This window comes from Natronobeatus ordinarius, from assembly GCF_024362485.1.
In the GTDB taxonomy this organism is placed as follows: domain Archaea; phylum Halobacteriota; class Halobacteria; order Halobacteriales; family Natrialbaceae; genus Natronobeatus; species Natronobeatus ordinarius.
The window spans coordinates 151186-163408 of the sequence record NZ_CP101456.1 but is presented as its reverse complement, the minus strand read 5'-3'; the positions used below and the strand labels follow the sequence as shown (position 1 = coordinate 163408).

Sequence of the window (12223 nt, the reverse complement as noted above, 5' to 3'; positions counted from 1 at the left end):
GTTTTGACGGTGGCTCTCCCACGGATTTTATGGAGAACGTCCACCCCGGTCAGCGCGTCGCCGTCCTCGTCGACGCTCAGAACCTGTATCACACCGCCCAGAGCATCCACAGCCGAAACATCGACTACACCGCGTTGCTCGAGGAAGCCGTGAACGACCGACAGCTCACGCGGGCCATCGCGTACGTCATCCGCGCCGACTCGCCCGACGAGGAGAGCTTCTTCGAGGCGCTCGTCGACATCGGCTTCGAGACGAAGATCAAGGACATCAAGCGATTTTCCGACGGAACGAAGAAGGCCGACTGGGACGTCGGAATGAGCTTAGACGCCGTCACGCTGGCGAACCACGTCGACACCATCGTTCTCTGCACCGGCGACGGTGACTTCTCCCGGCTCTGTTCGCACTTGCGTCACGAGGGCGTCCGCGTCGAGGTGATGGCCTTCGAGGCGTCGACCGCCGACGAACTCATCGCCGAGGCGGAGGCGTTCGTCGACCTCGGCGAGCGACACGAGACGTTCTTGCTCTAGATCGCCGTCTGTCGAACGGCGCCGACCAGCAACGCACCGCCAGCGAGAGCCACGGTCGCGAGCGCGAGCGCCGAGACGAGCAGACTCGAGTTCAACACCGACGAGCTGGCGAACGTCATCGCGCCGACCGTGAGGAGTGTGCAGCCGAGAGCGACCTGCGTGAGGTCCATGTATCGTCCGCTACCGACTTCATCGATATAGTTCTCTCCATTCAACCCGGCTCCACGACGCCTCGAGGTCGAAGCGCTTTCGACTCGTGGCCGCTAACGCCGGGCAATGAGTGAACCTGCCGACGCGACCCGGGCGCTCTCCGGGCTTCGAACCATCGCGGACTACCAGTTCGGAGCGGGCGCGGGCGACGCGCTGTTTCCACCCGGGGAGTCGCTCACGATCAAGCGGACCTCCTCGGGTCGACCCCAGCAGATCCACGCCGACGACGGCCGCCTCGTCTCGTTCGGGACCGACGGCCGGTTCACCCTCGGGCTCGAGGGTGGCCGGCGACTCCATGCGACGCTCGAGCACCCCGCCTACCGCGTGATCGTCGACGACGAGAGCGAGCCGTTCGTCCGTGACGGCAAGAACGTCTTCGCGAAGTTCGTCGTCGACGTCGGCGACGAGGTCAGACCGGGTGACGAGGTCGTGGTCGTCCACGAAGACGGCGCCGTCCTGGCGGTCGGGCGGGCGGAACTCGGGGCCGCCGCGATCCGTGACTTCGAGAGCGGGATGGCCGTGGCCGTTCGCGAGGGGGTGCCCAATTCGGCGTGACGCGATCGGGGACGGCGTGACAACCGGATACGGTCGTCTTCACCGCCGGTCGTAGACGTGGACCGCCCGGTCGTGACGCGAGGAGAGGCCGGCGGGATTGCCACGGGATGGCCGGCTAACGTATCGGACGTACAGCCCGCCTTTCAGTCCCCTGAGCGTGTTACTCGCGACCGCCACACCGTTGGTGAACCAGTCGGTCGGTTTCACGTCGCCGCCGAGGACCGCTCGAGCGTTGTAGACGCCGTCGCGGAGGGCGCTGCCGAGCGGGCGAGCGAACACGGTCGGCCGAAGGCCGTAGTTCTTCGCGAGCCGGTAGCCGAGCGCTCGGTAGCGGTCACCGCAGGGATCTGCCTCGTGCGGATCGGTCCCGCCGTCGGCTTCGACGTCGCTTCTGACGCGCATCTCTTCGTTCCAGGCGATGGGGACGTCGAGGCCAGCCAGGCGGTGTGCACAGTCGCGTGCACCGCCGACGGCGAGCGTCTCGTCGAAGCCGTCGAGTTCGTGCAGGATGGTTCGGTCGAACGCGACGTTGTCACTGTGAAAGCGAGTGACGGGCCGGTCGGTGACGGCTCGAGGCGGGTTCCGGTCGCCGGTCCCGCCGTCGTCGAGGGGGCCGGTGACGACGTCGGCGCCGCGTTCGATGGCGCGCTCGACGGCGTCGTACCACGACGGGGAAACGACGTACGCGTCACCGACGAACGCGACGACGTCGCCCGTGGCGACCTCGATCCCTGCGTTTCGTGCGACGTTCGGATTTCGTTCCGAGATCTCGACGAGGACGTCGACGTCGTCGCGGTTCCTGACGGCGCCGGTCGTCCCGTCGGAGGACGGGCCGTTGACGACGACGCGTTCGACGCGCTCGGGAAGCGCCGTCGACAGCGCGTCGAGACAGGAGAGCAACCGCTCTCGGTCGTTGAGGGTCGGGACGACCACCGAGAGCTCCATACCGGGGGTACCGACGCCGAACGGTAAAATACACTGGGATTCTTCCCAGGCGGTAGGTCGGGCCGATCACCGCACGCGCGTGTTCCAGTAGGACACCGACGCGAGGTGATCGGTCACGGGAGCGCGACCGACGGCCCGATCGATCGATCGAATCGGCTCCGCGAGGGCGTTCGGAATCGATCGATAGACGCCGTAGGGAACGAGGAAGTCGTCCTCGACGTCGACCAGCGTCAGGTCGGTCTTCGCCAGCAATACCGCGACCTCGCTCTTCGAGTAGAGTCGCGACCCCATCGGGAGCGCCCAGTTGTAGACGCTCCGCGCCGAAAAGCGGTTGAACGTGTCGAAGACGATCTGTTCTCGAGAGACGCGTCGCATCTCGTTCAAGAACGCCTCGGGGTCGTCTGCGAGGTGGAAAAACCGCATCGCGACGACCGTATCGAAGTGGTCGTCGGGAAACGGCAGCCGACCTGCGTCGCCCCGGAGGAACTCGAGTCGGTCGGAGACGCCCGCCCGCTGTGCTTTCTCCCGTCCCCGTTGCAACATCGCAGCCGAGATATCGAGTCCGACGACGTCCGCGCCACGGTCGGCGAGCATGACGGTGAACCGCCCGGTACCACAGGCGATCTCGAGGACGCTCCGATCCTCGAGGGGCGTGATCGCCTCGAGGACCGCCGTTTTCTCCCGGCGGTCGATCAGCTGGCCGCCCCGGGAGAATCGTTTGTCGTCGTACTCCTCGGCGATGTCGTCGGCCTGGTACCACTCCTGTCCTTTCACACTGGGCGCAACTACTCGGCCGCTGGGATAAAACGGTACTGGACTCGGCTGACGAGTGGGGGTTTTTGCCCATTGGTGTCATACATCATTCTATGCCCACCTGTGATCGATGTGATGCAACGCTTACGGCGGAGGAACTGGTCCGACACCAGTCAGCGGAGCTGTTGCTCGTTCACTGTCCAGAGTGCCAGGGACTGATGGGAACCTACCGCGACCCAGGCCGTCGCTGAGTCCGCTCGGTTCCATGTGGGCTCAGCTATAGTAACAACTGAAACGGGTTACACACTGCTCGCAGCGGAACGGCCAGTACTGGCCGCTGAGTCGCGAGCAGGTGTGCAATGACGTTCAGTGGCTACTATAGCGGGCGATCGTTCGTGACGGCCAGTTCGGGATCGAATCGGCCGACCGCCCAACCTCCCATTTTCTCGTCGCGGAGTCCGAACAGTATTGCGCACGGCTCTGCCCGTGGTGTATATAGACAATTATACTCACTAGACAAACTGGATTGTAGGTATCCCCATATAGGGAAAGTTTACCAGTAACCTATCCGCTGAGATACTCACGAGCATGAGTACCACTGACGACCGTGCCGCTGCTGCCGAGGAGAGGCTCTCCGAGGCCGAATACCGCAACCGTCTCCGTGATCTTCCGCCGAGCGCCAAGCTCGTCGCGAAAGTTCTCGAGTCCGACTCTCCCCTCTCCCAGGGCCAGCTCGCCGAGGAATCGCTCCTTCCGGACCGAACCGTCCGCTACGCGCTGAACCGGCTCGAGGACGTCGGCCTCATCGGCTCCCGGTACAGCTTCCGCGACGCCCGAAAACAGGTCTACTACCTGAAACGCTGAGACACCGTCGACTCCGACGACGGTCCCCGTCGACACGTATTTTTTCTTCACCCACCGACGACTGCCATGGACGTTTCCAGGTGGTCGCTCGAGACCGACACGCGCGCGCCGGACGGGCAGACCAACGCGTACGTGCTCGGGACCGACCCCGTGGCGCTCGTCGACCCTGCCGCCCGGACACCGGAACTCGACCGACTGGTTCGTGACCGGGCGGTCGACGCGATTCTCCTGACCCACACGCACGCCGACCACGTCGGGGCCGTTGCTCACTACGCAGCCGAGACGGGGGCGACGGTCTGGGCTTGCCGGGGACACGTCGGCCGGTTTCGCGACGCGACCGGCGTCGAACCCGATCGAACGTTCTCGAGCGACACGACGATCCCTCTCGGCGACGACCGCCTCCACGTCCTCGGCGCCCCCGGTCACGCGCCCGATCACGTGGCGATCCGCGCTGGATCGAACGGACCGATCTGCTGTGGCGACTGCGTCGTCGCCGAGGGCAGCGTCGTCGTCGGCGCGCCCGAGGGCGACCTGCGCGCGTACCTGACGACGCTCCGCCGGCTGTGGGCGATCGACCCGCCGCGACTGCTCCCCGGCCACGGCCCCGTCGTCGAGCAGCCGCGCGAGACGCTCGAGCGACTGCTCGAGCACCGCCTCGAGCGCGAGCGTCGGGTGCTCGCGGCCGTCGAAGAGGGTACACAAACGGTCGAGGCGGTGCTCGACGCCGCCTACGAGAAGGAGCTGACCGGGGTTCGCGACCTCGCGCGTGCGACCGTCGTCGCCCACCTCGAGAAACTCGCCGTCGAAGGCGCGCTCCGACTCGACGGCGACCGCGTCCGACCCCGGTAGCGGCGGACTTTTCCGCGTCGGCGCGTACGAACGGGTGTGAACTCCCTCGAGGACGAACTCGAGCGTGCCCGCGACCTCGACGTCGACGAGGTAGCCGACGCGATCGAGTCGATCGGCTTTTCGTGCACCCGCTGTGGGGCGTGCTGTACGCGCGAGGGCGAGGACGACCACACGGCGACGGTGTTCCCGGACGAGGTCAGGAACCTCGCCGACGCGACCGACCGCGAGTGGCGCGACGTCGCCCGGCCGATGCCCTACGGGCTCTCCAAGACCGACGATGGCGACCTCGAGGGCGAGACGTTCGAGTGGGCGCTTGCGACCGATTCGTGTGGCGACTGCGTCTTCTACGAGGAGGACGACGACGGGACCGGTGCCTGCGTCGCCCACGCCGACCGGCCGCTCATCTGTCGAACCTACCCGTTCAGTCTCGACCTCTCGGGGACGAGCCAGCCGATGGGCGAGGCCGTCGACAGCGTTGCGCTCCCGGCACACCGGGAAGGCGACGAAGGTGGGATCGTCCAGATTCACGAGTGCGAGGGACTTGGCCGCGACATCGCCCGCGCGGACGCCGAGGAACTGGCGGCGACGCTGAAAGCACGGGCGATCAGGGAACTCGAGGAAGCCATCGCCCTCCGGGACGCCTACGAACACGCCGCGCCCGGCCCCGGCGAGGTCGTCGTCCACGACTCCGAAGGGGCGAAACGGGCCGACGGGACGTCGCTCGAGGAGTGAGCTCTGGCAGTCCGTTCGGTCCCGTTCGATCGGCACCGGTACCGACAGGAAATTGAGGTGGGTCCCCGAAGGGGTCCGCATGGACGTCGACTGGGACGCGATCACGCACGTAACGAAGGTCGATCCGGCGAAGCCGCTCCCGGCCGACCTCGACGTACTCGCGGGCACCGACCTGGTACTCGTTGGCGGCTCCGACGACGTCACCGAGGAGAACACGCTCGAGGCGGTCGAGGCCGTCAGATCGGCGATCCCGAACGTCCCTGTCTTCCAGGAGCCGTACGACGCGGCCCACGTCTCCCGGGAGACGATCGACCGCGTCGACGCGGTCGCCGTCCCCGCGGTCTACAACGGCGACCGGGAGCACTTCGTCGGCAAGCACGTCGACCTCTTCACCGAACTCGGACGGCAACCCGACGCGTTCGTCGGCTCGAGCGTCCCCCTCGTCGGGGACCTGCTCGCCTCGAAGGGTACAGAACTGGTCTCGGAAATCGCGGGCAAACTGCTCGGCGAGGGCTACGTCGTCCAGCACCTCGAGTCGGCGGCGGCCGCCGTCTCGGGCGTCGAGGAGACGTACACCCCGGCGCAGGTCGCCGGCGCGGCGCTCGCGACGGAGACGTTCTACGGCTTCCCGATTTTTTACGTCGAGTACTCGGGAACCTACGGCGGCCCCGAAGACGTCGAAGCGGCGGCGCGGTACCTCGAGGAGACGACGCTGTGCTACGGCGGCGGCATCGACAGCCGAGAGCAGGCGAGTGAGATCCTCGAGGCGGGCGCGGACGCCATCGTCGTCGGCGACTGTTTCCACGACGACCCGGATGCGTACCTCGAGACGATCTCGGCCTGCGAGTGAGACGGCACCGGCTCCCGATTCCCCAGCGCGAGCGAAAGCGCGGGCGTTTTTGCTCGAGCTTTTTCGCCAGGGCCTCGCGCCGCCGGTGGCGCTCGAGGACCCGGTTAAAAGCGGTCGTCCCTAGAAGGTTTCTTCGATGATCTCGCCGACGGCGAAGTTGGACTTGACCTCGCTGACTTCGATCTTGACGCGTTCGCCGACCTCGGCGCCGGGAACGATGATGACGTAGCCCCGTTCGACGCGCGCGATGCCGTCGCCCTGCTTGCCGATGTCTTCGATCTCGACGTAGCGCGTCTCGCCGACCTCGACCGGTGGCTGTGGCTCCGACGGCGCACTGGTTCGTCGAGACGTCGTGCTCGAACTCGTGCTGACGTCGCTGTCTGCGCTCTCACGCGAGATGAGCGCGACGCGGTAGACCTCGTCCGGATCGATGTCGCCGGTTTCGACCTCTTGGCGCGGTACTTCGATGACGTACCGGTCGTCCTCGACCGAGACGTCCGTGCTGAACAGACACAGGAGTTTGTCAGATATCTCCACAGTTAGACCCTCTATGTGTTGTCTGAAGCCCATCCATATTAGAACTACCGGCAAGTACCAGATTTCGCCCGTCACAGCGGCGAAAGACGGCGGTTCGACGTGCCGGGAACCGATGCACCGACGAGCGTGGTGCCGTCGCCGTCAGTCCGCCCCCTCCGGCTGGCTCGCCGTCGCGAACCGCGAGAGGTCGACGGCTGCGTCGAGCCCCGCCTCCGCGACCGACTCGTAGGGCCGGTTCACGACGACGTCACCGGCACGGCGGTTCCCGACGCCGGGGACGGCCGTCAGTTCGTCCATCGAGGCCGCGTTCAGATCGAGCGGGTAGGGAACGCCGGTGACCGATCGATAGCCGTGGTCGACGACCGCGACGTCGATCGTCTCCCCGAGCGGCCGTTCGCCAGGAATGCCGACCAGCAGCGGATAGGTGCCGAGCTGGCGGCCGAAGGTCTTCCCGTCCTGGTGGTACTCGAGGTGGACGTCCGGCAGCACGGTCCCCGCCGGGGCGACGCGCTCGAGCATCGGATTGTCGATCTCCTCGCGGACCTGTCGTTTGTAGGATTTGAACAGCTTCTTGTGCGCTCTGGCGATCGACGCGCCGGTGTCTGACATCTCTGTGCCGGCGAACGCCATCACCTGCCGGATGTTCACCCGCCGGACCATGAGCCCCTCGTCGTAGACCCGCCGGAGAAAGTCGAGGTTGTGCTCGTAGGTCTCCTCGCGTTCGCCCTTCAACCCGTGGACGAGGTTGATCCCGGGCAGGAGTTTGGGCAGGCGGCTCGGACCGTCTGCGCCCTCGCTCGCGGCTGCGCCGCTCGAGCGTTCGGCGGGCCTCGGATCCCTCGGCCCGCCCGGCCGCCAGCCACCCTCTTCGTTGACGATTCGGACCGCCTCGAGACACTCCTCGGCGGTGACGTTCAGCGAATTCGCCTCCATCACGACCGGATCGGCCGACTCGAGGCCGAACGCCGCCGTGTCGCCGGGGGTATTGTGCTCGGCGATGATCCGGATCCCCTCCCGTGACTCCTCGGGCCAGTTCACGATCGTGATCGGGTTCATGTTGTCGAGGTGGAGCGTCTCGAGGTCGGGCGCCACCTCGCGAATCCCGCCGTACAGCTCCCGGAGAGCGTCGGGGTTGGGAGCCTCGCCGTCGCCGCCGTAGGCGAGGATGTCCGCCTGGCGGCCGAGCCGGAAGTGTTTCACGCCGTGGTTCGAGAGGGCGTTTACTTCGGCGACGACGGTCTCGGGCGGCCGGAAGTTCGGGTTGCCGTACAGGGGCTCGGTACAGAACGAACAGCGGTAGGCACAGCCCCGGGAGGTCTCGAGTTCCGCGATGAGGTACTCTGGGTGGTTCGGGTGCTGCTCGACGACGAACGCACCCTGTTCGGCCCACCGGGTGACGTCGTCGACGTCGCGCATTCGATTGGAAAATCCCTCGAGGCCGCTCTCGACCAGGTCGTAGGCGGCGGCTTCGACGTCACCCTTCGCGACGAAGTCGAAGTCCAGGTCCTGGCGTTCGGTCTCGATCGCCCCCTCGTTGGCCTCGCCGACGCCGAACTTTACGGGGCCGCCCATCAGGCTCGTCCCGTTCGCGGTCCAGGCGAGCCGTTTCACCTCGTCGGGCTCGGCGGGCGTCCCGCCGACGTACTTGCCGGGGACGGTCATCCCCCCGATGTAGATCAGCAGGTCGGCTTCGTCGACGTCCCGCCAGCGGTCCGGTTCGTCGCGCAGGCCGTCGATCGTGTGGTAGGTGATCCGCTCGGGCGGAACGCCCGCGTCCACGAGCGCGCCGGCCGTGTAGCGCGGGTAGGTCGAGACGTACGGCGGGACCCCGAAGTGTGCCGGCTCGTCGACGTAGCCGTCGACGATGGTCACGTCGAGTGTCTCGGGGTCAGTCATGGCTCGAGGTAGCCACTCGAGGCGTAAAACGGTGACTACCCGGCGGTGCGGGCACCCAAATCCCCCTCGAGTGTCATCACCCCAACATTCATCGTTCCCGGCGGTGAATTCGTGCCCTGGGATATCATGTCATCGACCGAAGCCGTGCTGGAACACCACCTGGATGCGTTCACCGAACAGGACCTCGAGGCGGTCATGGAAGACTACGTCGAGGACTCGATCGTCGTCACCAACATGGGCACCTTCCGCGGCCTCGAGGAGATCGAGGGGCTGTTCGAGAACCTCTTCGCGGAGTTCTCCCAGGAGGGCTCGTCGATCACGATGGACGAACAGCTCGTCGAGGGCGAGTTCGGCTACATCGTCTGGCACGCCGAGACGCCCGACAACGTCTACGAGTTCGCCACCGACACCTTCCACATCCCCGACGACGCGATTTCCTTCCAGACGTTCGCCGGGAAGCTCTCGTCGAAGGAGTGATCGAATCGGTGACAGCGTTTTCACGGCGGCCGTGGTAGCTGGGCCGATGCGCTCCGTTCCACCGGAAGCCGAACGGCTCCTCGAGTCCGAACCGCTCATGGCCCACCTTGCGACCAGCGTCGACGATCGGCCCCACGTCGCGCCGGTGTGGTACCGCTACGACGACGGCGTCGTCGAGGTCGCCACGACGGGACGCAAGCTCGAGAACGTCAGGGCGAATCCGCGGGTCGCGCTCTCGGTCCAGAAGGACGAGGGCGGAGACGCCCGCTGGACCGTGACGCTGCTCGGGTCGGCAGCGATCGTCGAGGACGAGGATGAGTCGCGGCGGGCGATCCGCCGGCTCAACGCGAAGTACGACGCGAGCGAGGACGCCTACGAGGGGAATACGCTCGTCAGGATTCACGTCGGCTCGACGACGTACCGAACCTACGACGAAGCGTGAGATCAGGCGTCGCCTTCGACGCGTTCTCGTGCGGCCGCCACCACGAGCGGCAGGGTGATCGTCGCGTCGCCGACGACCGACGCGCTTTCGGCGTCGGGCTCGAGTTTGCCCCACGAGCGCGCCTCCGAGAGGGTCGCCCCGGAGAGGCCGCCCGTGTTCGGCGGATCCATCGTGAGCTGGACGGCGTAGTCGTACGCCCGCGGGGTGACGAGCATCGTCTGGAGGACGTAGTTCTTGGGGACGCCGCCGCCGACGACGAACGCGCCGGCCTCGTCGGCCGCGAACGCGAGGTCCGTGATCGTCGTCAGGTCCCCGAGGGCGTCGAGGGAGAAGGCCGTCGTCTGGGAGTACATCCACGCCTGCAGGCCGAGCACCGAGTCCTGGACGGCCGGACAGTAGATCGGCACGTCGGCCTCGTAGGCCGCAGCGGCGATTCCTGGGTCCTCCGCGACGTCGTCTCGCTCGTTCACCTCGGCGTTCGCCCGGCCGAGTTCTGCGGTCAACCGCGAGATCGGAATCGATCCCTCCTCCTCACACTCGGCCTCGAGGACCGGGAAGACCTCCTCGCGGAGGTGGCCCTCGAACGTCGCGAAGTACTCCTGGGGGAGGTAGACGTTGTAGATGCGGTCGACGCCCTCCTCGCGGAGGGTCTCGTCGTGTTCGCGCTCGGTCTTGCCCTCGACGTGTGCACAGCCGTGGTGGTGTTTCCCGCCGATGGCTTCGATCGAGTCGTGGGTGAGGTTCGCGCCCGTCGTCACGAGCGCGTCGATATAGCCGTCCCGGATCAGGTCCGAGACGATCCGACGCATCCCGGTTGGGGCCATCGCGCCCGCGAGACCGAAGAAGACGGTGACGTCGTCGTCGAACATCGCTTCCGTGACCGAGACGGCCTCGTGGAGGCCCGCCGCACCGACGCCCGCCTTGCCGTACTCGTCCGCGAGGTCGCCGACGGTCATCCCGCCGTGGACCGCCGTGTGCCCGACCGGATCGTGCGTAAACGTCTCGCGTTCCGGTTCGTGGCCGTGGTCGTGATCGTCGCTCATGCCCTCGAGTGCGTGAGCCACGGCTTTGAACGCCGCGGTTCCCTCGAGGCCCGGACCCCCGATGATTCCCAGGGCGTCGAACCCTCGGCAGTCGTGGTTATAGTAACCGTTGAACGTCATTGCACACCCGGTCACGACCATTGGCGGTCAGCCTCGTCGACAAGGTCGAGGCTGACCGCTCGGCTGTGACCGGGTGTAACTCGTTTCAACGAATACTATAGTTTGCGCGGTGCTTCCTCGGAGAACCGGTCGAACCCACCATGAAAGGGGCTGGCGCTCTCGGGGAAGGCGCGCGACGTAAGCACCGCAGCCTGCGAGGAGCGTGGTTCGAAAGGCGCTTCGCGCCTTTCGTCATCACGAAAGATCTCCGATCTTTCGAACGACAGCGAGCGCACCGACCCGAGAGCGCCAGGGGCTTTCGTGGTGTTCTCCATCGCCATTGATAACTCGGAGTAGTATCGAAACACCACCCCTTCGGCTACCCGAACCGTTATCCCTCGCCTGCGCCGAACGCGAGCATGCAGCTCTCCGTCGTGGACCTCTCCCCCGTTCCGGACGACGGCACCGCCACGGACGCGTTCGCGAACACCCTCGAGGCCGCCCGGCAGGCCGAGCGACTCGGCTACGAACGGTTCTGGGTGGCCGAACACCACGGCATGGCGGACACCATCGCCGGGACGACCCCCGAGGTGTTGCTCGGCTCCCTCGCCGCCGAGACGGAGTCGATCCGGCTGGGATCGGGTGCGGTGTTGCTCAACCACTACAGCCCGTTCAAGGTCGCCGAGGCGTTCGGCGTTCTCGACGCGCTCGCGCCCGGGCGGATCGACGCGGGCCTCGGCCGGGCGAACGGCTCGCCGGCGGCCGACCAGGCGCTCGAGACGGACCGGTACGTGGAGAATCCCGACGAGGACCACGCGGCGAAGCTCGAGGCCGTCGTCAGCCACCTGTACGACGACTACCCCGACGGCCACCCCTACGCCGACCTCGAGCTCGCGCGGTCGGGTCGTGAGCCGCCCGTCCCGTGGGTGCTCGGCTCGAGCCCCTCGAGTGCGGCAATCGCCGGCGAACTCGGCTTCCCGTACTGCTTCGCCGCGTTCATCCGCCCGCAGTTCGCCACCCACTCGTTCGCGGCGTACCGATCGCACTTCCAGCCGTCGTCGCTTCCCGGCGGCGTCGACGAGCCGCGAGGGATCGTCGCGGTGAACGCCGTCTGTGCCGAGACCGACGAGGCGGCCGCCCGGCTCCGCGCCGTGGCCGAGGCGGTGTACGAACGGATGCAACGCGGCGTCGTCGGCACGCGACCGACGCTCGAGGAGGCCATCGACGAACTCGGCGGCGTGCCCGACCCGACGCCCGCGACGCTCGACGCGGATGAGTGGCCGCGCTCGATTTCGGGCAGTCCGGAGACGCTCGCCGGACTCCTCGAGCAGCTCGCAAACCGCGTCGGCGTCGACGAGGTGATGATCCAGCACAGCGTCGCCGACCACGACGACGCGCTCCGGTCGCACGAACTCATGGCCGACGGCGTCGGCCTGACGTAGCG

16 protein-coding genes are annotated in these 12223 nt (G+C 66.9%); 10 read left to right on the top strand and 6 right to left on the bottom strand.

The features are described 5' to 3' along the window. Positions 1 to 29 precede the first annotated feature (29 nt). The gene (locus NMQ09_RS00885; RefSeq protein WP_255192582.1) at positions 30 to 527 is read left to right on the top strand and encodes a LabA-like NYN domain-containing protein; all 498 of its coding nucleotides are present in this window, start codon (positions 30 to 32) and stop codon (positions 525 to 527) included. On the opposite strand, the gene NMQ09_RS00880 is transcribed toward NMQ09_RS00885, so the two are convergent. Further along, a complete protein-coding gene (locus NMQ09_RS00880) occupies positions 524 to 697 on the bottom strand; it encodes a hypothetical protein (RefSeq protein WP_255192581.1) in 174 nt (57 codons plus the stop codon). The genes NMQ09_RS00885 and NMQ09_RS00880 overlap by 4 nt on opposite strands. Before the next feature lie 106 nt (positions 698 to 803). Here NMQ09_RS00880 and NMQ09_RS00875 point away from each other — a divergent pair, with 106 nt between their 5' ends. Next, on the top strand, positions 804 to 1292 hold the full coding sequence (locus tag NMQ09_RS00875) for a PUA domain-containing protein (protein WP_255192580.1): 489 nt from the start codon (positions 804 to 806) through the stop codon (positions 1290 to 1292). A gap of 39 nt (positions 1293 to 1331) precedes the next feature. Here the strand turns inward: NMQ09_RS00875 and NMQ09_RS00870 are convergent, their stop codons facing one another. Continuing rightward, positions 1332 to 2237 (bottom strand): glycosyltransferase family 2 protein, encoded by a 906-nt coding sequence (locus NMQ09_RS00870; RefSeq protein WP_255192579.1) that lies wholly within the window; start codon positions 2235 to 2237, stop codon positions 1332 to 1334. A gap of 66 nt (positions 2238 to 2303) precedes the next feature. Beyond that, positions 2304 to 3011 carry a class I SAM-dependent methyltransferase gene (locus tag NMQ09_RS00865; RefSeq protein ID WP_255192578.1) on the bottom strand — a complete coding sequence of 236 codons (708 nt, stop codon included), beginning with the start codon at positions 3009 to 3011 and terminating at the stop codon, positions 2304 to 2306. Positions 3012 to 3103: 92 nt separating this feature from the next. Here NMQ09_RS00865 and NMQ09_RS00860 point away from each other — a divergent pair, with 92 nt between their 5' ends. The 5 genes from NMQ09_RS00860 to NMQ09_RS00840 all read left to right on the top strand — a co-directional run bounded on the left by NMQ09_RS00860 (position 3104) and on the right by NMQ09_RS00840 (position 6285). Beyond that, entirely contained in the window at positions 3104 to 3241 is a 138-nt protein-coding gene (locus NMQ09_RS00860; protein WP_255192577.1) for a hypothetical protein, read from the top strand. A 337-nt stretch (positions 3242 to 3578) separates the two neighbouring features. After that, positions 3579 to 3854, top strand: a complete 276-nt coding sequence (locus NMQ09_RS00855; protein ID WP_255192576.1) for a MarR family transcriptional regulator — start codon at positions 3579 to 3581, stop codon at positions 3852 to 3854. A gap of 66 nt (positions 3855 to 3920) precedes the next feature. Beyond that, positions 3921 to 4703, top strand: coding sequence for an MBL fold metallo-hydrolase (locus NMQ09_RS00850; RefSeq protein WP_255192575.1), 783 nt, complete (start codon positions 3921 to 3923; stop codon positions 4701 to 4703). 36 nt (positions 4704 to 4739) lie between these two features. Next, positions 4740 to 5435, top strand: coding sequence for a YkgJ family cysteine cluster protein (locus NMQ09_RS00845; RefSeq protein WP_255192574.1), 696 nt, complete (start codon positions 4740 to 4742; stop codon positions 5433 to 5435). Positions 5436 to 5514: 79 nt separating this feature from the next. After that, a complete protein-coding gene (locus tag NMQ09_RS00840) occupies positions 5515 to 6285 on the top strand; it encodes a geranylgeranylglyceryl/heptaprenylglyceryl phosphate synthase (protein WP_255192573.1) in 771 nt (256 codons plus the stop codon). A 120-nt stretch (positions 6286 to 6405) separates the two neighbouring features. On the opposite strand, the gene NMQ09_RS00835 is transcribed toward NMQ09_RS00840, so the two are convergent. After that, positions 6406 to 6822 (bottom strand): TRAM domain-containing protein, encoded by a 417-nt coding sequence (locus NMQ09_RS00835; RefSeq protein ID WP_255192572.1) that lies wholly within the window; start codon positions 6820 to 6822, stop codon positions 6406 to 6408. Between the two features lie 141 nt (positions 6823 to 6963). Next, positions 6964 to 8718: a radical SAM protein gene (locus NMQ09_RS00830; protein WP_255192571.1), complete on the bottom strand. Its 1755-nt coding sequence runs from the start codon at positions 8716 to 8718 to the stop codon at positions 6964 to 6966. Positions 8719 to 8844: 126 nt separating this feature from the next. Between NMQ09_RS00830 and NMQ09_RS00825 the strand changes: the two genes are divergently transcribed. Beyond that, positions 8845 to 9195 (top strand): nuclear transport factor 2 family protein, encoded by a 351-nt coding sequence (locus NMQ09_RS00825; RefSeq protein ID WP_255192570.1) that lies wholly within the window; start codon positions 8845 to 8847, stop codon positions 9193 to 9195. Positions 9196 to 9241: 46 nt separating this feature from the next. After that, on the top strand, positions 9242 to 9637 hold the full coding sequence (locus NMQ09_RS00820) for a pyridoxamine 5'-phosphate oxidase family protein (RefSeq protein ID WP_255192569.1): 396 nt from the start codon (positions 9242 to 9244) through the stop codon (positions 9635 to 9637). Between the two features lie 2 nt (positions 9638 to 9639). On the opposite strand, the gene NMQ09_RS00815 is transcribed toward NMQ09_RS00820, so the two are convergent. Beyond that, positions 9640 to 10680: a deoxyhypusine synthase gene (locus tag NMQ09_RS00815; RefSeq protein ID WP_255194622.1), complete on the bottom strand. Its 1041-nt coding sequence runs from the start codon at positions 10678 to 10680 to the stop codon at positions 9640 to 9642. Between the two features lie 518 nt (positions 10681 to 11198). On the opposite strand from NMQ09_RS00815, the gene NMQ09_RS00810 reads away from it, so the two are divergent. After that, positions 11199 to 12221 carry an LLM class flavin-dependent oxidoreductase gene (locus NMQ09_RS00810; RefSeq protein ID WP_255192568.1) on the top strand — a complete coding sequence of 341 codons (1023 nt, stop codon included), beginning with the start codon at positions 11199 to 11201 and terminating at the stop codon, positions 12219 to 12221. Positions 12222 to 12223 lie beyond the last annotated feature (2 nt).